Here is a 24,042-nt window from a genome sequence, read left to right as displayed (position 1 = left end):
TACTCAATTTAACGATATTCGGACACTCGTATGACCACAACTCACTCAGACATACCTTCGGTACTACAACGCATCGTCGCAACCAAAGTAGAAGAAGTAAAAGCAGCTCGTGTAGCACTACCCCTTGAGGGTTTGCAAGCAAAGGTTGCAGAGGATCATAAATCGCGTCGAGGCTTTGCTGCTGCGTTACGTGCGGTCAGCTCTACAAGCAATGGCGTTGGCATCATCGCTGAGATAAAAAAAGCATCACCATCTAAAGGGGTCATCAATCATAACTTTACCCCTGCTCTATTTGCTCAGCAGTACGAGCAAGCAGGTGCTACCTGTTTGTCCGTGCTGACAGATCGTGATTACTTTCAGGGCGATGATATCTATCTGATTCAGGCGGCTAATACCTCAAGCCTGCCGATACTGCGCAAAGACTTTATGATTGATACTTATCAAATATATCAATCTTATCTGATGGGTGCTGACTGTATTCTACTTATCATGGCCTGCTTAGACGATGCAAAAGTACAAGAGCTGCACGCGCTAAGTATCGAGCTTGGTATGGACGTATTGATAGAAGTACATACCCAGTCCGAACTTGAGCGGGCCCTAAAGTTGCCACGTTCAGAGCATAATATCTATGGTATCAATAACCGTGATTTGAATACGTTCGATGTGGATCTACAAACCACGCTTGATCTAAAAAGCAGGTTAATCGAAGCACTCGCTACTGATAGTGATGCAGATAACGCTGATAAAAAACCGCTGATCGTGACCGAAAGTGGTATTCATAGTAGCGATGATATTCGTCTGATGCTCAACAATGAAATTCAGCACTTTTTGATCGGTGAACAGTTTATGAAAACGGACCATCCTGGACAAGCGTTACAATCCTTACTTGCAGGCGTTACAGTAGACGAGTAAAGTAACTCACATATTCAAGCGGCGATAGCACCAAATACCCTCATAAAGCAGGCGTGCTACCGGTTATCCCAACATTCATTAATCAACGATACGTTAACTTTTATGTCAAACTCTCTGTTTTCAAAAGAAATGCAAGACCAGCTCAAAGAACTAAAAGGCCAATTGAGTAAAGGTCGTGATACCAATTCACCTGAAGGTGAGAACCAAAAACCAACTGAGCCTGTATCACTATTGACTCAAAAACAAGTCAAAAAAACCGTCAAACAGCTCGATAGCGAACATATCGATGATGATAAGGTACTGTTCATGCAAGCCATGCACGGGGTGAATCAGTTAGAAGACAAGAACGTCCGCTCACCTGCCAGCACAACCAAAGCAGGCAAACCTGATGCAGCAACACTCTCAAAACGTGCAGCAGCTCAGGGTAGCGAAGCTAGTGATTTAGGTGCAGGGTTGTCAGATATGCAAGCCCTACTGAATCCTGTTGCAGCTGAAGCTTATTTGTCCTATAAGCAGCCAACGCTCCAAAACAAAATTTTCGATCAGCTCAAAAAAGGTAAGTTGCGCTGGTACGATGCAGTAGATATTCATGGCTGTACGATAGAAGAAGCGCGCGATGCCATGACTAAGCTGCTGAGCCAAGCAAAACAAAGTAACGAGACCATGGTAAAAATCGTACATGGTAAAGGTAGTGAAGCAATTCTAAAAACCTGTATCAACGGGTGGTTGCGTCAATTACCAGAAGTACTGGCCTTTTGCTCTGCACCGCCAAAAGACGGCGGTAATGGCGCTGTACTCGTATTGCTCAAGAAGCCAAAGGCAGACGGCGAATAGATTACTCGCTAATAATTGAGCGGTATTAAAAAAGGACTACCACTAAGTAGTCCTTTTTTTGTCTGTAGCTTATACGTTTTTTTAATTGTTTAACGTTTAGCCCTCTGCCTATTAACGTTTAGCCACTTGCCTACTGATATAAACCCACCACTCTTTGCTATGATATCCATCAAGACATCTACTTATTAGAAAAGCGATCTTACCATGAGCATACGAACCATCGAAAACAGTCAAGAGCTACAGGAGAACATCACTGCGTTGCTTGCTATTGAGCCAAAATTTGCCTCCGTTTATGAACAAGTAGGCACACCTAGTCTAAGACACAATGCAGGTGGGTTTGAGCAGTTGATGAGAGCGATGGTCGGTCAGCAATTATCTGTAGCGGCGGCGGCTAGTATATGGCAACGTTTGGTTGATGCAGGGTTGACAACGCCGCAGGCGATACGTCAAGCGACAGATGAAACCCTAAAATCTCAAGGATTATCTAAACAAAAAACCCGCTACGTCCGCTCACTAGTCGATCATGATATTGACTTCACTACTTTAGAAACCATGCCTGATGAAGACGTCATAAAGACGCTGACAGCTGTGACAGGCATTGGCCGCTGGACTGCTGAGATGTACTTACTATTTTCTTTAAAGCGTGCAGACGTGTTTGCTGTTGATGACCTAGCCATCAAAGTTGGTGCCATGCATTTACTAGGCTTAGCAGAACGACCAACACCTAAGCAACTCAAAAACCTCACTCAGCATTGGTCACCCTATCGCAGCGCTGCCAGCCTACTGCTTTGGTCATACTACGGCTCACTACGTAATAAAACCGCTGTGCCGTTGTAACAACTACTGTCATGAAACATGATGCTATTGAACGCAACTCTGTTGAACTTAGCACCGTTCGGCATAGCGCTTATGGTTGATTCCATATAGAAAGATTAAATTTGTTTTTTGTGTGCTTAAATTTACTTTTTCTAAGCATATGACTTTTATGTTTTAATGCTTTGAGTGCGCCTTTTCTGGTAACGGTTGCCATAGATGAATTGGGTTTTTTGGTATCGTTTCTGATGTTGTCATTACCTATATTGTCGTTAAGGCCAGTACTAGCATGATTGTCACTGCTGTTTGTGCTTACCGTTGTCTCATCACCATTACCGCTGCTATCATTTGATGTATCTTCTTCTATTGTTTCATCTACCGTACTGTCTATATGATGTTCAAGCTCAGCCTGATTGACGATCAGCTGCTGGGTGGGCAATGCATGCTCGACCTTGTATTTTGCCACTTGGTTCAATACCTCAACGAACAATACATTTTGCTTGTCATAGAAATCAACAACGTTATTGGCGTTAAGATACGCCTGCAGCTGAATCACGTAACAGTCTTGGCGCAGCTCTGAAATATTGACTTGGTTCCACTCTTGGTTGGTCATCTCATGTTCTTTCAGAAAATTATCCAAATCTGTGACCATTTTGAATACCACATCGATATCAGCGGTACGTTTGAGATATAACTTATGGTAAAACTGAAACATATCACGAGAGGTAAAGTTTTCAATTTGCATCGACGAAAAATCACCATTCGGTACGGTGACAATCGTCCGTGATAAGGTGCGTACGCGCGAGGAGCGAATACCAATATCAATAACGGTGCCTTCGTAAGTACCAAATTTACAATAATCACCGATACGTACGGGCGAATCGGCCACCACCACGACACTACCAACGAGGTTTTCAATAGTCTTTTGCGCACCAAGTGCTAAGGCTAAACCACCCACACCCAATGCAGCAATACCAGTCGTCAAGTCAAAGCCCAAATTGCCAAAAATCACGATGACCGCGAATATCAATAGTAACGCTTTAACTACTTTTCGCATCAGTCCCAATATCGAGACACGCTCAGTGTAGTTTTTCTTATAGCTTAGATTGACCGCGCGCGTAAATATGGCATCGATAACCCGCAGCAACAGCCAAGTGGTTGCCACCCATGAAGCAATATCAGTAAAGCGATTGACAGGCTCACGCAGCGTGACTGACACGCCAGCATAGACCATAACCTCTGACAATATCAGCGCCATAATAACGACAGCAAGTGGTAATATTACTTTGTTCGGTAATGGTAATGGCGTACCACGCACACGAGGATAAGTGATTCTTAGTAAATGATACAGTAGCCACACAGCAATATACGTGAGCACAAAACTACTCACAATCATCGTTAGCGCAGCGACCAAGTCAGCCAACTGATAGCCAAAGAGTTTTTTGCCGTCAAGTGAGTCAAAGGTATAACGCGATACCAACGTCGGCTCAGTATTTTCTATGACTTCTGGTACGGAAGCGAGCGTTTCACTTGAGAACTGCCAGTACTGCTCGTTATCTTCGGATACTACTCTTTCTAGTAACAATGACACGTTTTTTTCACCAATACTGATCACACCCACATTTTCTTGGTTAGGTGGTAACTGGTCGGTGAGATTACCACCAGGCAGATTACTAATCTGCAAATCAGGTTGGAACCGCCCTCCTGCATCCAATGCTTGTTTGAACTGACGCACAACGGTCGTTGGATTATCAGACTTAGATAGGTTTAGGTAGTTACTCGCCAGCAAATAATCGTTTTCGCCCAGCGCACTGATAAATCCTTGCACGGTATCACGCGGCGTATCGCGCCCAAATGAATCAGGTAATGGTCCACTTACCATCTCTTCACTACTGTCGCCACCTACCCCAAGCGCGCCTGCCTCAAGAGCAAAAGCCTTATTGGGCACCGCAATACCCACTATCGTGACCAACAAAAGCAAAATAACTGCTAACGGTATTTTAGTAATGGCGTTTAGTGAAAAAAACGCAGTAGTAGACGGCAGATTATGCTTAGTAGACAAGGCAAACCTCTTAACTTTATAGGTGGCACGATGAAGAACATATAATATCTGTACTATGATAACAATTATTTATAACAGCAGTGCTTTTGATTATGCATTTTTGTTGTCATCTGTGTGAATGAGCAGGCCTAATTGTTCATCTGCCTCCATAATCAAAAAGAAGTTACCTTTGATCAAAGGATCAACATCTCATCATGAATTCCACTCACGCTACCCTGAATAAAAATTAGGTTAAAGTAGTTTATAAAGCAAGTTAATTTGTAGATAATGAGCGCAGTTTTGCTTATATACTGTTTTTTGTAACTTTTGACCCCTTTTACGTCATAATGGTTACCTCTCATTTCTGCATTTTTAACTTGATTACTTTGGAATCGACTATGTCTGTATCACGTGCATCTTCACGTACCTATCTTCGTTTAAGTATTTTGAGCGCGCTTGGCTTACTTGCAGTAAATACTGCGATGGCAGCTACCATTCAAGATACGGCTATCAGTGATAGTGACTTGCCACAGGTTGAACTTGACGAGATCGTCGTGACAGCGACGCGTACGCCTACCAAGACCAGTAATGTTATTGCGCAAACACGAGTAATTAATAAGGAAGAATTACAACGTTATCAGGGTCAAACAGTCACTGATGTATTAAAAAATCAACCCGGTATCAACATTACGCAAAGCGGCGGCATGGGAACAACCAGTAACTTTTATATGCGTGGTTACGATAGCAAGCAGGTATTGGTGCTTATCGATGGCGTTCGTTACAGCTCAGTATCTTTGGGTAGTCCATCACTAAATCTATTATCAGCGGATCAAATTGATCGTATTGAGATTTTATATGGCGCTTCAGGATCAAGTCTTTATGGCTCAGATGCTATGGGCGGTGTTATTCAAATTTTTACTAAGGGCAATAGTGTAGACCAATCTAATGTCTCTGCTACAGTTGGTTATGGTAGTAATAATCACTATCAAGTCGGTGTGACAGGCCAACTCAAAAACGACACTTCATCAATGAGCTTGGGTGTAAGTCGCAACGAAACTGATGGTTTTAACGCGATTGCTAATCGTAATTCTTTTGATTATAACCCTGATGATGATGGCTTTGAATTTACCAATGTCAGTTTGGCACTACAGCACAAGTTCACAAATGCATTAAGTGCAGGGATTAGTGGCTTATATTCAGACTCTAAGACTGAGTTTGACTCAGCTGGAGAAGTCATTCCTTACGCTTACTCTGATCAAAAAAACGGTAGCGCTAACGCCTATCTACAATACAAAACCCCATTAACTCTTACTAAACTTAGCTACGGTCAAAGTATTGATAAATCAACCTCTCATGATAACAACTCTATCAGTTACGACAATGGTAGCCAGTTTGATACCACTCAAGAGCAAGCACGCTTAGAGACTAGTATTAACGCGCAACCTGGCACCGTCATTGTGGGTGCAGAATGGTTATCACAAAAATTAGATGCTTCAGACGTTTTAGACTTTTCAAACTTCCCTGATCCTGCGGTGCAAACTGCCTATAACCCTGACGATAGAGATGTTAAGAGTGCTTTTGTAGGTTATCAATTAGCGGATACTTATTATGACTTGCAAGCCAACTATCGTGTAGATGACAACTCACAATATGGTAATGAAAGCACGTACAACTTAGGGGCAGCCATACGTCCGCTAGCTGGTATGCGCATCGGTGCAAATTATGCCACAGGCTTTCGCGCACCAACTTTTAACGATTTATATTACCCAGGGGATAACAATCCAAACCTAAAGCCTGAAAGAACTGAGAATACTGAAGTATTCGTTGAATACGTTAACGATATGCAAACTTCAAGATTGACAGGCTATCACACAGACGCAGAAGACCTTATTGCAAGTGGTACAAACATTAGTGAAGCAAAAATAAAAGGTTTGAGTTTGACTTCAGATTGGAATATGAGTGCCTTTATATTTGGCCTAGGGTATGACTACTTAGACGCTAAGAACAAAACCAAAACTAATGCCAACTTTGATCAACAGCTTCCCTACCGCCCTAAAAATAGTGGTTTAGTTTATATTGGATATCAGCAGCCTATGTTTGATATGCGCTTAGAGGCGAAATATAGTGATGATAGACTAACAACTGAAAACAATGAACTTGATAGCTATACACTGCTTAACTTGAGTGGGAGTGCCTATATTACACCTAATCTACGTGCTAACCTGCGTGTAGATAATATTACTGATGAGGATTATACCCTTGCAAGCCAATTCGGTAATGAGTACGCCACAGAAGGTACGAGTTACTTTACCACTTTGACTTACAAGTGGTACTAACATTGGCTGAGTAGCATCAAAAAATATCTAAATATAAAAGGTCATCTACAGGTGGCCTTTTTTTATACCTATGAAAAAATACAGGTACTTATGCCATGACTGCTTATCATTTATCTCAGTCAATAGGTGACAATTAACCACTCATCTATTACAATAACGACCTCCGAGAGGTGTTGCGCCATAATAGTGATTTACTGCATTAATATTCTAAAGTTATGCAATCACAGGTTATGTTAGGCTCGGTTAACTGTCGAGAGATCACATTTTTGGTCGCTGACAGCGCAAACAACGGCACCTGCGTTTTTATTCTTTTTATCATTCGTTAACCACTGATAGGAGCATATTATGGACGCAGTGTCTACTACACCATCTGCCCATACGATCGATCCCTCTTTCACTGACTATAAAGTCGCTGACATCAGCCTTGCTGATTACGGCCGCCGTGAAATCACGCTTGCTGAAGCCGAAATGCCTGCCCTAATGGGCTTGCGTCGTCGCTACGAAGCAGACCAGCCACTCAAAGGCGCGAAAATCGCTGGCTGTATCCACATGACTATCCAGACTGCCGTACTTATCGAGACACTCGTCGCGCTAGGTGCTGAAGTACGCTGGACCTCATGTAACATTTTCTCAACTCAGGATCATGCTGCTGCGGCGATTGCTGCTGCGGGTATCTCTGTTTATGCTTGGAAAGGCGAAACAGAAGAAGAGTATGAATGGTGCCTACGTCAGCAAGTACATGTTGGTGGCGAAGCGTCAGGTCAGCTTTGGGATGCTAACTTAATCTTGGATGATGGTGGTGATTTGACCGCTCTTATCCATGATGATTATGCTGAGCTTCTTGATAACATCCATGGTATCTCAGAGGAGACCACCACTGGTGTACATCGTCTGGTTGAAATGCTTGGCAACGGCACACTCAAAGTACCTGCCATCAACGTCAACGATGCAGTTACCAAGTCTAAAAATGATAACAAATACGGCTGCCGTCATAGCTTAAACGATGCTATTAAACGCGCCACCGACATGTTCCTTGCTGGTCGCCGCGCTTTGGTTATCGGTTATGGCGATGTGGGTAAAGGCTCTACGCAGAGCTTACGCCAAGAAGGCATGATCGTACGTGTCTCAGAAGTTGATCCAATCTGTGCAATGCAAGCATGTATGGACGGCTTTGAAGTATTATCGCCATACATCGACGGTGATAACACGGGCGGCGCAGACAACATCAACAAACGCTTGCTTGAAGACACCGACATGATCGTCACGACCACTGGTAACTACCATGTTTGTGATCGTCATATGCTAGCAGCGTTAAAACCTGGTGCTGTGGTATGTAACATCGGTCACTTTGATACCGAAATCGACACTCAGTTTATGCGTGATAACTGGCGCTGGGTTGAGATCAAACCACAAGTGCATCAAATCTTCCGCTCAGATGACGAAAACGATTATTTGATCTTGCTTGCTGAAGGTCGCCTAGTGAACCTAGGTAATGCTACTGGTCACCCATCACGCGTGATGGACGGCTCATTTGCCAACCAAGTATTGGCACAGATGTATTTGTTCGAAGAAAAATTTGCTGATCTGCCCACTGATGAGCGTTTTGACAACTTATATGTCAAAGTCTTACCGAAGAAGCTGGACGAAGAAGTAGCCGCTGCTATGGTTGCAGGTTTTAACGGTACCCTAACTAAGCTGACCCAAAAGCAAGCCAAATATCTAGGCGTACCTGTTGAAGGTCCATTCAAGCCTGATGCTTACAAATACTAAAAGGAGCCTGACTGTGAGTAAGCCTGCTTTCTCCTTTGAGTTCTTTCCTGCAAAAACCGAGCTAGGTCACGAAAAACTTCTTAGCACTTATGATGAGTTGAATTCGCTGTCACCAGCGTATTTTTCAGTGACCTACGGTGCCGGTGGTTCGACCCGCAACCGTACCTTAGACATTGTAAAAGCATTGAGCGCACGCGGAGATACCGAAATTGCGCCGCATATGTCTTGTATCGGTGATGACAAGTCTGAGATCGCTGAACTGCTTGAGTTTTATAAAAGCTTAGGGATCAGACGTCTTGTCGCATTGCGTGGTGACTTACCATCAGGTCAGGTCGGTATGGGTGAACTCCCGTTTGCAGTAGATTTGGTCAGATTTATCCGTGAACACTCAGGTGATCACTTTCATATCGAAGTGGCCTCTTATCCTGAGATGCACCCACAAGCACGTAGCTTTGAGTTCGATGTCGATAATCTGGTAAATAAATATCGTGCTGGTGCCAATGCATCGATTACGCAGTTCTTTTATAACGCAGACAGCTATCTATATCTGCGTGACACACTAGAAAAACGCGGTATCGATACCAACGCACAGCCATTGGTGGCTGGTATTATGCCAATCACCAACTCTAGCAATCTGATACGCTTTGCTGATAGCTGCGGTGCTGATATTCCACGCTATGTACGTAAACGCTTGGCTGACTTCGGCGACGACAACAAAGCCATCCGTGAGTTTGGGTTTGATGTGGTTTATCGCTTATGTGAACGCTTGATTGCCGAGGGTGTTCCAGCCATGCATTTTTATAGCATGAACAAAGTCGAGCCAAACAAACGCTTGGTTGAAGCACTAGGCTTAACTGCTGAGTAACATCAACTGCTTAGTGATTAATATTTAAATACAAATCTAATCGATTGATCGTTAACTGGCGCTCTTAGGAGTGCCAGTTTTTTATTGGAAAAATTTTGGGCTCCTGCCTTTTATATTTTATGAGATACACTTCATCTTAATTAATTTTTTATTTTTCCTTCACTGTGCGATAGTATTATCTGTATACAAAGTGATTCTGCTTAACAATAATTATCACAAAAGCCATGCCTTTAGATGGCTCAAGTGATATTCTATGGAACCGCTAATAAAAGCTTCCAATCAAAAAATAGGAATAAGACCCCGTGCGACGTTTTTTTTATACCATTGATAGTGATAACGCTGATGCCCCATCACTGCCTAAGCTGAGTGAACTCGCTTTGGGTAGCGATATTGAATTACCAGATAGTATCATCCATCACTGGTGCCGCGTTCTGCGTGCCAATGTCGATGATCAGGGCATCTTGTTTGACGGGTTCGGCGGTGAGTATAAGGTACAGCTACAGACAATCAGTAAGAAGAAAGCAACTGCTACCTTACTCTCGCACCTTGACGATGACCGCACCGCACCTGTTATCAGTAAGATTGGGCTAGTAATGAGTCGCGGTGAACGTATGGATTACGCGATCCAAAAAGCAACAGAGCTTGGTGTAACTGCTATACAACTGCTCAGCAGCCATCATGGTGAAGTTAACTTAAAGCCTGCACAAGTTGAAAAAAAGCTGGCGCATTGGCAACAAGTGGCCATAGCAGCCTGTGAGCAATGCGGTCTCAACCGCCCGCCACTTATCCTTGCTCCGTTATCTATTCGTGACTGGCTAGCCCCTACTGAGTCCCCAAACAATAAGACAGCGGTCAGCCCTATTGTCTCTACACTCAGTAAAGACAAATACTATCAAGTGCTAGAGAGCACAGCAGATTTACGGTTGCAAATGAGTGTACCGGCAGCAAATCAACCTGCCAAACCAGAGATACTGGATACCGTTCTTAAACAAGAGTCACCCTATATTGAACTATTAATTGGTCCTGAAGGTGGGCTTAGCGATGATGAGTGTCAAAAAGCGGAGTCAGTAGGTTTTGCCCCTTGGCAAATCGGTGTTCGAGTCTTACGTACAGAGACCGTACCTGTCGTCGCTTTGACGACCTTACTCGCCTTGTATAGTTATAATAAATAATCAATAATGATAGTCGTTATCTTTTAAGTCATGATTAAAGTACAACTTTTGTTTTATATTGTGTAGAATTAAAAGTGATCTTAGCTCAATTTTAGTCAGTTGAATCACAGTCTTTATTTGTTTCTATGAGTCATTATCTTTTGTGAGACATTATTATGAGCAATTTTGACCCTATCCCAGTATCGATTAAACAGCAATTAATGACCGAGCTGTGTGAGCAGATAGACGATGCCATATTTATATTGGATGGCAATTTGCGTTATCTCACGGTTAATGCTAGTTATGAGCTCCTGATTGGTTACAAAGAATCATTTTTGGTCGGTCGTCCACTTGGTATTTACGCTGCTGAATTTTTGTCAGAAGAAGAGCAGCTTATTTTAAAAGACATCAAAAACAATCTAAGCGAGAAAGGGTTTCACGAGCTTGATTTTTCAATGGCTAATCGCTATGGACAAATGATCGAATGTCATGTGACCTATCGAAAAATCTCTGTTGAGGGTGTGGTATATCATGTTGGCATGCTACGCGATATGTCTTCGGTTGTTAAAGATCAAAAACAAGTTGCGCACTTGCTCAACTACGATCAACTTACCGGATTACCTAACCGTAAGGTGTTTTTGAGTCAGACCAGCGATATTTTATTAGATACTTATCAAGAAGTGGTCATCGTGCGTCTCAATATCGACCGTTATCGCAATCTGGCAAACTTATTAGGACCTGATGGTATCAACTCCTTAATAACCAGCTTTGTAGAACGCATTAAGCAACTCGAATTGGCGCATTTACGGTGTTTATCTCACTTTGGTGGTGATGATTTTGCATTATTGTTCGAATGCAAAGACGGCAATATGGTACGCCATCAGCTAGATACACTGATGCAAATGTGTGAACTCCCTTTCCCTATGAACGACAGCGCCACAACGGACGCAAATATTTATTGCCATGTTTCAGCGGGCGTCAGTTATTTTCCTAAAAACGATGGTCAAGTAACAGGATTACTGACGAAGGCAGAAAAAGCATTACAGTACGTCAAACAGCATGGCGGTGACGATATTCGCTGGTATGACAAGACCATTGAAGAGGCAACGGCAGGCAGTCTGCAGTTAGAGGCCGAGCTTAGAGTGGCGACTACTGACGGTCAGTTCGTTCCCTACTATCAGCCAAAATTCTCGTTAGATACGGGTGCCATCACGGGTTTTGAAGCCTTGGTACGCTGGCAACATCCTACACGTGGTCTGCTAAAGCCCATACATTTTATTGACGCTATTCTCACGCACAAGCTATCATTTGAGCTGTTTTCACAGATGGCAAATCAAATCGCCAAACAGTTATCTGAGTGGCAGCAGCAAGGTTTTTGCCAACATATCTGTATCAATGCCGACGCAGCTGAATTTAGCCATCCTGACTTTTTTGATATGGTCAGTGGTCTGCTGGTACAGCATAATATTGCTGCCTGTCAGCTGCATATTGAAGTGACTGAATCTTCCTTGATTCAGCGCCATGATAACGTTAGACAACAGCTCAACTCACTCAAAGAGCTGGGGGTTTGTCTTGCGCTAGACGACTTTGGCACTGGTTATGCGTCTTTGAGTTATTTACAAGAGTATCCATTTGACTTTATCAAAGTCGATAAGAGCTTTATATCCAATATCGAAACGGATCGTACCCAGCATGCGATTGTAAAAGCCATTTTAGATCTAGCCGTTGCTTTAGATATGCAAGTAGTGGCGGAAGGTATCGAAACTGAGCAGCAACGCGATGTGCTCCTAGACATGGGCTGCAAACAGGGGCAAGGTTATTGGTTCAGCAAACCCATCCCTGCTGATGTTGCCACTGAGATGCTGCTCAAACAATATACTACCGAATAATCATATAAATGTTCGTGTCTTAAGACCCTTTTAATTAGTAGTGTTTATTAAACACTGCTTTTTTATTTTATGCCCTATTATCATGGCGTTAATCCTGTCAGTAACGTTAGATTCCTATACGGTTATTACTGATGAGCATTGGTGCCTAACGTCGATTGCATAACTGATGCAAGGCGGGTTCATGACTTATCAGTGCTGTGACCAAACTTGTATAATCATCTATGAAAGCCTATCTTTTATAGTGAATTTGTTGGAGCGCATTTGATCTCATATTGCCTCTAACAATCACTACTCTTTTCAACACTATTTTATGTGATCGACAGCCTGATTGACCTGCTTTGCTGTTTGTCACTTATTTAGATTTTCAGATTGGCTAGGTAAGAGCAACGCGCTAGAAAATAGTGCACCATATGCTTGCTATGAATGATCATCGACTACATTACAAAAAGGACAGGATACCATGCAATATAAAGCCCCTATTCGTGATATGAAATTTGTCATGCATGAGCTTCTAGATAGTACAACTCATTATCAAAATATTGATGATTATGCTCATATTGAAGCAGACATTGTAGATAGCTATCTAGAAACAGCTGCAAGCTTTGCTGAAAACGAGCTATCGCCATTGAACCAAAGCGGCGATGCTGAAGGCTGTCATTTCGAAAATGGCGTCGTGACCACACCAAAAGGCTTCAAAGAAGCTTATAAGCAGTATTGTGAGCTTGGCTTTACCTCATTGACAGCTGAAGAAGAGTTTGGTGGGCAAAATATGCCAATGTCACTAAACTCAGCAATCTCTGAGTTTATGGGCACTGCTAACTGGTCTTTTGGCATGTATCCTGGTCTGTCTGAAGGCTGTATGGCGACTCTAGAGCATCATGGTACTGATGAGCAAAAGCAAAAATACTTACCAAAGCTAATCTCAGGCGAATGGACTGGCGTCATGTGCTTGACTGAGCCTCAGTGTGGTTCAGATTTGAACCAAGTACGTACAAAAGCTGAGCCTAACGATGATGGCACTTACAACATCAAAGGTAGCAAGATCTGGATCTCAGCTGGTGAGCACGACATGTCTGAGAATATCATTCATATCGTTCTAGCTCGTCTGCCAAATGCGCCAGAAGGCACTAAAGGCTTGTCTTTGTTTGTGGTCTCAAAATTCCACGTTAATGATGATGAGAGCTTAGGTGAGCGTAACGAAGTATCATGTGGTTCTATCGAGCACAAGATGGGTATCAAAGCCTCTGCGACTTGTGTCATGAACTATGATGGTGCAACTGGTTACTTAATTGGTGAAGAAAACCGTGGTTTGAACGCGATGTTCACGTTTATGAATGTGGCGCGTATCGGTACTGCCATTCAGGGGGTTACCGCAGCTCAGTTCGCTTTCCAAGGTGGCCTTGCGTTTGCAAATGATCGTTTGGCGTTTCGCTCTTTGAAGGGTGCTAAGGCTCCTGAAAAGCCAGCAGATCCTATTATTGTTCATCCTGCAGTTCGCGATATGTTATTGACTACCAAAGCATTTGCTGAAGGTGGCCGTGCACTTATCGGTTATATGTCTCAGTTTGCTGATATCGTTGCCAAAGGTAATGGCGATGAGCAAAAGTATGCCAATCAAATGCTATCTTTCCTAACGCCGATTGGTAAAGCGTTCTTGACTGAAACAGGTCTAGAAGCGGCAGGTCATGGTGTACAGGTCATGGGTGGTAGTGGCTTCTGTACCGAATATGGTCTAGAGCAAAACGTACGTGATACGACGATTGCTTGTATCTATGAAGGGACAACTCAGATCCAGTCACTTGATTTGATCGGCCGTAAAGTTCTAGGCTCACAAGGCAAGCTACTTGCAAACTTTGTAAAAGTCATTCAAACATTCTGTGAAGACAACAAAGAAAATGACGAGATGGGTCAGTTCATCCGCCCGCTTGCCAAGCACATTAAAGAATGGGGTGATTTGACAGCACGTGTCGGCATGCAAGCCACTGAAAACCCAGATGCTGTCGGCGGCGCGGCGGTCGATTATATGTACTTTAGTGGTTATGTGACCCTAGCTTACCTATGGGCGCGTATGGCACTGGTTGCTCAAACCGCTATTGCAGATGGTACTGGCGAGAAAGCGTTCTATGACGCGAAGATCAAAACGGCTCAGTTTTACTTCGCTAAACTATTACCGCGTACCACGACCCATGTACAACGTATCGGTACTGGTGTTGAGCCGTTTATGAGCATGGATGTTGAACAGTTTGCTTTTTAATTAGACATTAAGCACTACTGACACTGTATTTTATCGGCAACATACCACGGTATGTTGCCGATTTATTTTGTGCATATGCTCATAACTATACAAAAGATAGCCACCAAAAAAATGGTAGTCAGCGTAATTATAATTATGACTGTAATCTATACTTGTTAATTAGATACTCTTGATACGTACTGATGGTTTCTAAGGCTTATTTAAACACTACAATAGCTGCCACTAACTTTTGGTGCACGCACTATTCACGAAGAAATACACTAGCATACAAGCTTATTTGTTAAACTTTGAGTATGAATCGCTAAGGTTATATCAAGAGAACAGTTGATAATCTTAACACCTCCAATTTTATTCATTTGAACCAAAGGAATGTTTATGGCTGTTTATAATGCCCCTCTTAATGACATGCGTTTTATTTTAAATGATGTATTTAAAGCGCCACAATTTTGGCAAAATAACGAAAAACTAGCTCATGTCGATATGGAAACTGTCGATATGATTTTAGAAGAAATGGGAAAACTGTCAAAGAATATTCTACTGCCTATCAACCGTAGCGGTGATGAAGAAGGCGCAACCTTTGAGGGTGACGGCGTTGTTACGACCCCAACAGGTTTCAAAGATGCTTATAAACAGTATGCTGAGTCAGGTTGGGTTGGGTTAAGTGGTAACGCTGAGTACGGCGGTCAAGGCTTCCCAAAAATGGTAACCATGCTTACTGAAGAAATGGTTTTTACGGCAAACCAATCGTTTGCCCTGTATCCAAACCTGACAGTTGGTGCGACGCTTTGCTTGAACGCTGCTGGTTCTGAAGAACAAAAACAGACTTATCTAGAAAAAATGTACAACGGTGAATGGTCAGGAACTATGTGTTTGACTGAGCCACATGCTGGTACAGATTTGGGTATTATCAAGACCAAAGCCGTTCCTAACGATGATGGCAGCTATAATATCTCTGGTACCAAAATCTTTATCACTGGTGGTGAGCATGACCTTACCGATAATATCATTCACTTGGTATTAGCAAAGACACCAAATGCGCCAGAAGGCTCAAAAGGTATCTCACTATTTGTCGTACCAAAGTTTTTGGTTAATGCTGATGGTAGCTTGGGCGAACGCAACACGCTAGCTGTAGGTTCTATCGAGCACAAAATGGGTATCAAAGCCTCTGCGACTTGTGTTATGAACTTTGATAATGCTAAAGGCTGGATGGTTGGTGCAGAAAACACTGGTCTGTCTTCTATGTTTATTATGATGAACTACGAGCGCGTTACTATGGGCCTACAAGGTCTTGGTGGTTCTGAGCTCGCTTATCAGAATGCTGCTTTATATGCTAATGATCGCGGTCAAGGCCGTAGCGATACGCAGCTACAAAGCCCAGAAAAACCAGCTGATGCTATTATCCATCATGCAGACGTGCGCCGCATGCTCTTGAATGCCAAAGTAAACAATGAAGCTTCACGTTGTTTTGCTATGTACGTTGCCAAAAATCTTGATGAAGAGAAATTTAGTACTGACCCTGAATCAGCAAAAGCGGCTTCTGCTCGTGTTGCTCTATTAACCCCTGTTGCCAAAGCGTTCTTAACTGATAAGGCATTAGAAGCAACCGTTGATTGTCAGCAAGTCTTTGGTGGTCATGGCTATATTCGCGAATGGGGTATGGAGCAGATCGTTCGTGATACGCGTATTGCTCAGATTTATGAAGGGACTAACGGTATTCAGGCGCTTGACCTGTTGGGTCGTAAAGTTGCTCGTAACAATGGTAAGTACGTCACAAACTTCTTAGAAGAGATTCGTGACTTTGTGAATAACATGCAAGCAGATCACGCTATCAAGCAAGCTACTCTAGATGCAGCAGATACTATTGAAGAGCTAACCAAAACGGTTCTTAGCAATATTGGCGAACGCAAAAATGAAATCAACGGCTGTGCTGTTGACTACATGCATGCTTTTGGCTACCTAGCCTACTCTTACATGTTTGCGCTAATGGTCGAAGCTGCCAATGGTCAAGAAGGCGAGTTCTATACCAACAAAGCTAAGCTTGCTGACTATTTCGTTGGTCGTGTCCTACCACGTATCAGTGCTCACGCACAGATGGTTAAAGCTGGTAGTGATCCAATGATGAACTTTGATCTTGGCTATTTCGATGTTCCTGCAAGTTAAATGGTCATCTTGAATACTTTATAATTCTTTGATAAAAAGGACAGTCTTGTTACTGTCCTTTTTTTTGTCAAAATAAATCCTAACAAAATAATTCACTATCGATGCGTCGTTACGATTAAAATAACGCAAGACAAGGTGTCGCTACGCGAAATTAAAATATTCTAAATCTAAGACAGCCATTGCTACTCATTATGTGATGCATAGTGTCAAAGTATCAAATAACAAAAGTGATAGAAACAACTACAATAAAGGGTGCGACGTGTCAGAATTAAAACGCATTTTACAACAGATTACTGCCCTAAGTGATGTACCTGATGCTGCGGTGCTCAAACGCTTAATCGATGAACTGCGAGTCAGTGATAAAGAACCGGCTCTAGCAAACGAAAATATCCAATCCCTTATTGATATCTTGCATCAGCATCCAGAATACGGCGATGGTCTCTCTAGCTTTGTGCTAAAACTGATTATCCAATACCGTCAAATCGCACTGTATACCGATACTGGCATCATGTCAGATCAAGGATTCTTTAATAGTTTAAGACGATTGATTGGTCATCGTTTTTTGCCAATACTCCCCCAAGATGACTCTGTCGTTGAATTGATTGGTTATCTATTCAATAAGCGTACTGATGAGCGCTGGCTTGCCAATATTGAGGCAGAGAAATGGGATAAGCTGGTAGAGCTTATTAGAGTAGAAGAAAAGCACCTAGATTTGGTCGCCACGGCAAAAAACAGTATTTTAAACGCGATCATTATTTTGTCTTATCGTATTAGCGGACTTGGCTTGCATCCTGATCTGATGGACTCCTACCCGCAAATGCTCAACTACTCCGCTTCTTTTGTGGCTCAAAACCAAGAAGCCGTACTCTTTGTCAATCAATATAGACAAGCACATGAGCTCGACACTTTAACTGATATTACCCCTGAACATGCAGTTGATCCAGCACCGCTATTAGTCATGATTGAGCAATGCGAAGATATTGTTGCCACTATCCGCAAACGTATCTACAAGACAGGTATCTCCATTCGCCTGACCAATATGATGCTGCGTCTGGATCAGAGCTTACAGCGCATGCGTATTTTGACAGAGCTTGTCACAGACGATCACCAAAGACGAGATCGCGCCGTCATCGAGCTGATACAGACGCTAATCACTACTGCCAGACAGCGCTATAGTATTGGCTATTTGATTGATAATAATACCAAGCTACTCTCACGCAAGGTCACCGAGAACGCTAGCCGTGTGGGTGAACATTACATCAGTACCGACAAATCTGGCTATCAAAAAATGTTCAAAAAAGCCTCTATTGGTGGCTTTTTCATTGCATTTATGGCCACCATCAAGATACTGGCCTACCATTTGGCACTCGCCCCTATGGGACGGGCGTTTATCAACAGCATGATTTATGGTTTGGGCTTTGTATTTATTCATATTATTCGTGGTACAGTAGCGACAAAACAGCCCGCTATGACGGCCGCAGCTATCGCCTCTACGATATCTGAAGGCTCTGGAAAAAAATCTCATCAGCTAACAAAGCTATCAGAATTGGTTGTTGATATTTTGCGGACTCAGTTCGTTGCTATCATGGGTAACGTAATGTTGGCTGTGCCTGTGGCGCTTATTATTTCTTTCGCCTGGTTACAGTACACAGGCGCACCAATGATTGATTCAGAAAAAGCTGGTCACTTACTACACGATCTAGACCCGTTTCGCTCCTTAGCACTACCCCACGCTGCCATCGCTGGTGTATATCTGTTCTTATCTGGTCTCATTGCAGGCTACTATGACAACCTAGCAGTGTATAACCATGTGGGTGCACGTATACAGCGTCATAGGTTCTTAAAATATATATTGCCTCAATCATGGCTTAAGCGTTTGGGCGGATTTATAGAAGCCAATCTAGGCGCTATTATGGGCAACTTTTTATTCGGGGTGTTCTTGGGTAGTACGGCAACTATTGGCTATATCTTCGGCTTACCTATTGATATTCGCCATATTGCTTTTGCCTCGGCCAACTTGGCACATGGACTTTTCAACATATCTGCTGATGAAATAAATTGGAGCCTCATTTTAATTTCTATACTTGGCGTAGCACTCATCGGCATGGTGAACCTCATAGTCAGCTTTTCACTGGCACTGTTTGTCGCCCTACGCTCTAAAGAAGTGCGATTTTTTGAGTGGAGTCGCCTCACAAAACTGGTGTTCGGTCACATCATTAGCCACCCGTCTGACTTCTTTTGGCCGCGTGATAAGCCGATGGACTATGCGCGTATCGATAGTCAAGGGCACATGATATTTGACGATACCTCAGCACAAAGGAACGGAAAGGCAATACCAAGCAATTATGTGGTTCGCCGATTATCTGATGTCAGAATACTACCTGAGTCTAAGCAAAATGAAGCTCAAAACTCGAAGACAAGTACAGACATATATTATGACAGTCAACCAAAAGGTGATCACACTCAGCCTCACAACTCTCCAAAAAAAGTCGTGGATCTAGATGATGGTTTGACTGATGAAGAATTGAACAATGCTCCTTATACCGATGATATTCAGTATGATAAAACGACCAAAACAATAAGCGCCATCGATAGCGATGACCTCGATGAAGAATATCATGCTGATCCTGATGATAAGCCGACTGGCGACGCCAAAACCCCTTTGCCAAAACCGAAAAAACCACCGAAACTACCCAATTAGAGTGGCAGTTTCGATGGCTAGATACTTGGTAAATAGCTGGTTTTAAAGCCATAGTGTTCATAACGTTCGTTATGAACACTATGGCAGTGTCGAGTCAAGCACTAGTAGACACAAAAAAGCCCAAAATAGCAGTGGCATGGGACCTACGGGGCCGAGCTGTCAGCCTTTGATTAAGTAACACTTCAAGCACAGCGCTCGCTCTGCAACGCTAAGTCCATAATTAATCAATTTTGACGCGTCTCAGCTTTAATAAAGCCCGTCTGCATAGTGCTATGGTTATATCTTACCTTTTTAGATTGAAAAACGGTACTATGATAATTCAACTCTGTGAGGCATTGCTGCCTAACTTAAGTACGCCAATCTCTGATATACAAAACAGTTCATCACAAAATATTTTGGTTTCGATAGGCCTGCGCGGCTTAGGTGTCGCCTTGTATCTATTAGAAATCCCACACTGTCCTTAGTTTACCAGACCAACATTCTTAGTGAGTTCAAATATGATCCTGAAACTTGATGTCAAACTTCATTATCGTCTATCCGAGCCGATGGACCTTTTACTTCAGATCGAAGCTGCCAATCTTGTCGATCAACAGGTTCGTTCGACTGAGATTTGGACATCAGACGTTGCTCATTTTTCACGGGTCTCAGCCGATGATGGCATAGGAGAGCGGATCTGGATTCGCGCCGAAGGAGATTTTAGCTGCACTTACCTCGCAGAAATTGCCGTTGACCGTCCTGCCTTGGACATATCGGTACTGCCCCAAGTGCCTCTCCATCTTTTGCCCGGAGAGACGATCAGACATTTGATGCCATCTCGATATTGCCCATCAGATCAGTTCCAAGCCTTTGTGGATGCCGAATTTGGCAATCTCGCTGGTGGTGCACGGATTGCGGCGATGCGCGATTGGATCGAATCGGCGTTTAGCTATGTGCCTGGATCGAGCCACGCACAGACCACCGCGCTTGACAGCTTTGTTCAGCGTCAGGGCGTGTGCCGCGACTTTGCGCATGTTCTTGTGACACTAGCGCGCGCGTCGTCGATACCAGCTAGGTTCGCGAGCGTTTATGCGCCCGATGTGACGCCACAGGACTTTCATGCCGTGGCGGAGGTCTATCTCGGAGGGAGCTGGCATCTCATTGATCCAACCGGTATGGCAGAAGCCAACACGATGGCCCGCATCGGTGTTGGTTCCGACGCGTCTAGCGTCGCGTTCCTAACGGCGTTCGGATCCATGGATTTTGTCAACCAATCAGTATCTGTGACCAGACAAGCTTAGGGGCCTGACCCTAGACATGCCATGTGGCATGTTCAAGAATAAGTAAAATCTGCTATAAGCGAGTAATGGCATCGGTGTATTGTTTGTTTCAAGACCAATGCCATTACTCATGTACGATAGAGACTTCACTAAAGTATCTTATGCTGCTGCCTTTTTGGGACTCATCCCTATTCTTTCTCTAAACCCATTTTCAAAGTCGTATATTTATTCAAAGAGCTATCGGTATCTAATCAGTGTGGTATATGGGTGTTGAGTTGCTGACCGTATAACCAAAGATGAATGGATAAAAAACTAATGACTAGTATAGAAAAAAGACTGACCCAAGCAGATATTTTTTACCAAAACGATGAACCAGAGCTGGCTCTTGAGATCTTAAATGAAGTAATTACTGATAGTAATTCAACAGATAGCGAAATAGCTGAGGCTTTAAACCTCAAAGGAATAACCATAGAGCTTGCTCCATATCTTTCTGAAGATAAAGAAAACTACTCTGGACTTATTTATTTCCAAAAAGCTTTGGAATATACCTCTCACAACACTAGTATTCTATTTAATGTACTCAATTCATTTTCTTGTATAGACATGATGCAAGACTATACTCAAAAAAACAAAAGTGCTTTTATGTGCGCATACGATGTCTTGAATAATGACTTGTATGATTTTTTAAACGAAGAATCCAAAAGTGAGTTGCATAAATTTTCTTCTAAATAGCACGAATTTCAAAATGAATGCCTTTAGGGCACACACCAAAAGAGCCAGTTATTTAGCCCTTTAAACGTATTAATGGACCGCTTAAAACAAATCACTTGCCTAACCCTATATATCAAGATGTTTATAGCCCTCGGTATGATCTTTAGCACCCTGCACCTGAAGTAAGAACCTGTCCATCACCCAGTCTATAAGCCAGTAAGTAATTGCCCCAAACACAACCACCATCAAGCGCGCGGGCATATGGCAAATCAATCTCACCTTTTAGAGCCGCCCAATGACCAAACAGTATTTTACGCGTACGCGGTACTTGCCACTCAAACCACGGCAAAAAGTCTTTTGGCATCGGCTCATCTAGTCCAGCGTTAAACTCAAACTCCAGCATCCCATCTTGCTTACACAGCCGCATACGAGTGAGGTAATTGGCGACTGCACGCATCTTAGTGAAGCCATTGATACCTGCATGCCACTCATCTGCTTGTTTGCTATAAAGATTGGGTAATAGTCGATCAAGTTGCTTTAGGCTACCTTGTAATTGTGCTTCTAGCTGTTTGGCATATCCTGCTGCTGCCTCAATAGTCCAATGCGGCGGGATACCGGCATGTACGAGCACGGTATGCTTATCTGGATAAATCAACAACGGCTGCCGACGCAACCATTCAAGCAATTCATCACAATCATCAGCGGCAAAGATAGGCGCTGTTCTATCCTTGTTTTTGAGCTTCGCCGCACCGCGCCAAACAGCAATTAAATTGAGATCGTGATTGCCTAATACAGTGGCTGCTGCGCCCTGCTCACATAACGCTTTGACATCGCGTAATGTATTTAATGAATCCTCGCCGCGCGCCACCAGATCACCTGCAAACCATAGCTTATCTTGGTCAGGATCGAAATCTAAGGCCTTAAGCAATTGCAGATAAGCCGCATGGCAACCTTGTAGATCACCGATGACATACTGATGGCGAAAACTCATAATACCTCTATGATCTTTATGTGATAATAATTAGCAGTCTATTAGCTTAAATCTCTAAGGCTCAACCCTCTACTACTTAAATCTCTAAGTTGCGTGCCTGATTGCTTAGGTTCACAAAATCTGTAACGCTCAAGGTCTCAGGACGTGCCTGCGGATCAATACCACAAGCGGCAAAATCATCTTCGCTCAGTGTCGGTAGCAAGGTTGATTTTTTAAATATAGCCCGTAGCGTCTTACGACGATGGTTAAAGGTCTCACGTACCACAATGGCAAAATGCTCTTCGTCTTCAGCCACTACAGGTTTGTTGATATGCGGCGTTAATCGAAACACTGCACTGGTGACTTTTGGCGGTGGGTTAAAGGCGCCGCGAGGTACGGTCAGCAAATAATCGGTATCGCAGTGATACTGCATGATGACCGATAAGCGGCCGTAGGTTTTGCTACCCACGTCTGCTGTGATGCGCTCCACCACTTCTTTTTGTAGCATAAAATGCATGTCTTGGATCACATCGGCATAGCCGAGCAAATGAAATAAAATAGGTGTCGAGATATTATATGGCAAGTTACCTACTACGCGCAGCTTACCGCGCTCTTCACTGTAAAGCTCACGGTAATCCACATGCATTGCATTGTCTTTTATGATCTCAAAGTTTGGGTGGCTGTTGGCCCCAATACGAATGCGCAAGCTGTCTGCCAAGTCACGATCCAGCTCTACCACTGTCATCGCATCCACTTCTGCTAGCAAAGGCTCAGTCAACGCGCCCATACCGGGGCCAATTTCAATCAGATTGTCATCACGCTCTAGGCGAATGCTTTCGACGATTTCGCGAATCACGCTCGTATCATGCAAGAAGTTTTGACCAAAACGCTTACGCGGTTGGTGTTTGGCAGCTTTTAAGCTGTTAGAGATAGATTGAGCATCAAATGTAGAGTTGGACATAAAAGAGTCTTAATGTATAAAGGAGAAATAGGCTATGGCAGCAATGTGCTGGTATTATAGTGATAAATTATACCACAGCTCATAATTAGGGCGTGTTTTTGAGATATTTTATCTATAAACCGTCTACAATGTAGCACAACCAACACGGCAGTTTTTTATTCTCGAACCATCTAACATAAGACCCGTAATGGAAATAAGGGTGGTACCCTAGTGAGGACTTGAATCTTTGGCTGTGAGCTAATGGTATTAAGGTTTCAACTTGCTGAGATAGCCACAGTGTACTTCATGATGTACTTACCATAGATATTCTATCTATGATCGGTGCGCTAGTGAGGACTTGAAGAGACCATCCCAGATTCTGTGTAACTGACGTTTAGATTAAATACTTACACAAAATTTAGGAAGGTCTCTGAAAATT

The 24,042-nt window shown here is 43.1% G+C and carries 16 protein-coding genes; 13 read left to right on the top strand and 3 right to left on the bottom strand.

The genetic code is table 11. From position 1 onward, the window contains the following. Positions 1–30 precede the first annotated feature (30 nt). From trpC to ACTXGL_RS12400, 3 genes are all read left to right on the top strand, one after another. Positions 31–912, top strand: coding sequence for an indole-3-glycerol phosphate synthase TrpC (gene trpC, locus ACTXGL_RS12410; protein WP_443527059.1), 882 nt, complete (start codon positions 31–33; stop codon positions 910–912). A gap of 102 nt (positions 913–1,014) precedes the next feature. Then, the gene (locus ACTXGL_RS12405; RefSeq protein ID WP_319051959.1) at positions 1,015–1,746 is read left to right on the top strand and encodes a Smr/MutS family protein; all 732 of its coding nucleotides are present in this window, start codon (positions 1,015–1,017) and stop codon (positions 1,744–1,746) included. A gap of 204 nt (positions 1,747–1,950) precedes the next feature. Further along, entirely contained in the window at positions 1,951–2,583 is a 633-nt protein-coding gene (locus ACTXGL_RS12400) for a DNA-3-methyladenine glycosylase family protein (RefSeq protein ID WP_443527058.1), read from the top strand. 70 nt (positions 2,584–2,653) lie between these two features. Here the strand turns inward: ACTXGL_RS12400 and ACTXGL_RS12395 are convergent, their stop codons facing one another. Beyond that, complete coding sequence (locus tag ACTXGL_RS12395) at positions 2,654–4,621, bottom strand: mechanosensitive ion channel family protein (protein WP_443527057.1); 1,968 nt, start codon at positions 4,619–4,621, stop codon at positions 2,654–2,656. Positions 4,622–4,998: 377 nt separating this feature from the next. Between ACTXGL_RS12395 and ACTXGL_RS12390 the strand changes: the two genes are divergently transcribed. The 10 genes from ACTXGL_RS12390 (at position 4,999) to ACTXGL_RS12345 (ending at position 21,714) form a co-directional block, all read left to right on the top strand. Then, a complete protein-coding gene (locus tag ACTXGL_RS12390; RefSeq protein ID WP_443527056.1) occupies positions 4,999–6,936 on the top strand; it encodes a TonB-dependent receptor domain-containing protein in 1,938 nt (645 codons plus the stop codon). Between the two features lie 345 nt (positions 6,937–7,281). Then, positions 7,282–8,706 (top strand): adenosylhomocysteinase, encoded by a 1,425-nt coding sequence (ahcY, locus tag ACTXGL_RS12385; protein ID WP_443527055.1) that lies wholly within the window; start codon positions 7,282–7,284, stop codon positions 8,704–8,706. Then, entirely contained in the window at positions 8,690–9,571 is an 882-nt protein-coding gene (locus ACTXGL_RS12380) for a methylenetetrahydrofolate reductase (protein ID WP_443527054.1), read from the top strand. The genes ahcY and ACTXGL_RS12380 overlap by 17 nt, the downstream gene beginning before the upstream one ends. A gap of 302 nt (positions 9,572–9,873) precedes the next feature. Continuing rightward, positions 9,874–10,743 carry a 16S rRNA (uracil(1498)-N(3))-methyltransferase gene (locus ACTXGL_RS12375; protein ID WP_443527053.1) on the top strand — a complete coding sequence of 290 codons (870 nt, stop codon included), beginning with the start codon at positions 9,874–9,876 and terminating at the stop codon, positions 10,741–10,743. 155 nt (positions 10,744–10,898) lie between these two features. Then, positions 10,899–12,611 carry a putative bifunctional diguanylate cyclase/phosphodiesterase gene (locus ACTXGL_RS12370; RefSeq protein WP_443527052.1) on the top strand — a complete coding sequence of 571 codons (1,713 nt, stop codon included), beginning with the start codon at positions 10,899–10,901 and terminating at the stop codon, positions 12,609–12,611. A 460-nt stretch (positions 12,612–13,071) separates the two neighbouring features. Beyond that, positions 13,072–14,865: an acyl-CoA dehydrogenase C-terminal domain-containing protein gene (locus tag ACTXGL_RS12365; RefSeq protein ID WP_319051951.1), complete on the top strand. Its 1,794-nt coding sequence runs from the start codon at positions 13,072–13,074 to the stop codon at positions 14,863–14,865. Between the two features lie 375 nt (positions 14,866–15,240). Next, complete coding sequence (locus ACTXGL_RS12360) at positions 15,241–17,025, top strand: acyl-CoA dehydrogenase C-terminal domain-containing protein (RefSeq protein ID WP_443527051.1); 1,785 nt, start codon at positions 15,241–15,243, stop codon at positions 17,023–17,025. Between the two features lie 259 nt (positions 17,026–17,284). After that, positions 17,285–19,726, top strand: coding sequence for a site-specific recombinase (locus ACTXGL_RS12355; protein WP_443527050.1), 2,442 nt, complete (start codon positions 17,285–17,287; stop codon positions 19,724–19,726). A 497-nt stretch (positions 19,727–20,223) separates the two neighbouring features. Then, positions 20,224–21,003, top strand: coding sequence for a transglutaminase-like domain-containing protein (locus tag ACTXGL_RS12350; RefSeq protein ID WP_443527049.1), 780 nt, complete (start codon positions 20,224–20,226; stop codon positions 21,001–21,003). Between the two features lie 294 nt (positions 21,004–21,297). After that, a complete protein-coding gene (locus ACTXGL_RS12345; protein WP_443527048.1) occupies positions 21,298–21,714 on the top strand; it encodes a hypothetical protein in 417 nt (138 codons plus the stop codon). A 142-nt stretch (positions 21,715–21,856) separates the two neighbouring features. Here ACTXGL_RS12345 and ACTXGL_RS12340 read toward each other — a convergent pair whose 3' ends face one another. Both ACTXGL_RS12340 and rsmA read right to left on the bottom strand, forming a co-directional pair. Further along, positions 21,857–22,684 (bottom strand): symmetrical bis(5'-nucleosyl)-tetraphosphatase, encoded by an 828-nt coding sequence (locus ACTXGL_RS12340; protein WP_443527047.1) that lies wholly within the window; start codon positions 22,682–22,684, stop codon positions 21,857–21,859. A 76-nt stretch (positions 22,685–22,760) separates the two neighbouring features. Beyond that, positions 22,761–23,624 (bottom strand): 16S rRNA (adenine(1518)-N(6)/adenine(1519)-N(6))-dimethyltransferase RsmA, encoded by an 864-nt coding sequence (gene rsmA, locus ACTXGL_RS12335; protein ID WP_443527046.1) that lies wholly within the window; start codon positions 23,622–23,624, stop codon positions 22,761–22,763. Between the last annotated feature and the right edge of the window lie 418 nt (positions 23,625–24,042).

Source organism: Psychrobacter sp. T6-6, assembly GCF_052258185.1.
GTDB lineage: Bacteria > Pseudomonadota > Gammaproteobacteria > Pseudomonadales > Moraxellaceae > Psychrobacter.
The sequence above is the reverse complement of the archived record's forward strand: the minus strand, read 5'-3'. Positions and strand labels throughout refer to the sequence as shown.

Coding starts and splice junctions, on each gene's coding strand:
- trpC (WP_443527059.1), top strand. CDS start 31: ATGACCACAACTCACTCAGACATACCTTCGGTACTACAACGCATCGTC.
- ACTXGL_RS12405 (WP_319051959.1), top strand. CDS start 1,015: ATGTCAAACTCTCTGTTTTCAAAAGAAATGCAAGACCAGCTCAAAGAA.
- ACTXGL_RS12400 (WP_443527058.1), top strand. CDS start 1,951: ATGAGCATACGAACCATCGAAAACAGTCAAGAGCTACAGGAGAACATC.
- ACTXGL_RS12390 (WP_443527056.1), top strand. CDS start 4,999: ATGTCTGTATCACGTGCATCTTCACGTACCTATCTTCGTTTAAGTATT.
- ahcY (WP_443527055.1), top strand. CDS start 7,282: ATGGACGCAGTGTCTACTACACCATCTGCCCATACGATCGATCCCTCT.
- ACTXGL_RS12380 (WP_443527054.1), top strand. CDS start 8,690: ATGCTTACAAATACTAAAAGGAGCCTGACTGTGAGTAAGCCTGCTTTC.
- ACTXGL_RS12370 (WP_443527052.1), top strand. CDS start 10,899: ATGAGCAATTTTGACCCTATCCCAGTATCGATTAAACAGCAATTAATG.
- ACTXGL_RS12365 (WP_319051951.1), top strand. CDS start 13,072: ATGCAATATAAAGCCCCTATTCGTGATATGAAATTTGTCATGCATGAG.
- ACTXGL_RS12360 (WP_443527051.1), top strand. CDS start 15,241: ATGGCTGTTTATAATGCCCCTCTTAATGACATGCGTTTTATTTTAAAT.
- ACTXGL_RS12350 (WP_443527049.1), top strand. CDS start 20,224: ATGATCCTGAAACTTGATGTCAAACTTCATTATCGTCTATCCGAGCCG.
- ACTXGL_RS12345 (WP_443527048.1), top strand. CDS start 21,298: ATGACTAGTATAGAAAAAAGACTGACCCAAGCAGATATTTTTTACCAA.
- ACTXGL_RS12340 (WP_443527047.1), bottom strand. CDS start 22,684: ATGAGTTTTCGCCATCAGTATGTCATCGGTGATCTACAAGGTTGCCAT.
- rsmA (WP_443527046.1), bottom strand. CDS start 23,624: ATGTCCAACTCTACATTTGATGCTCAATCTATCTCTAACAGCTTAAAA.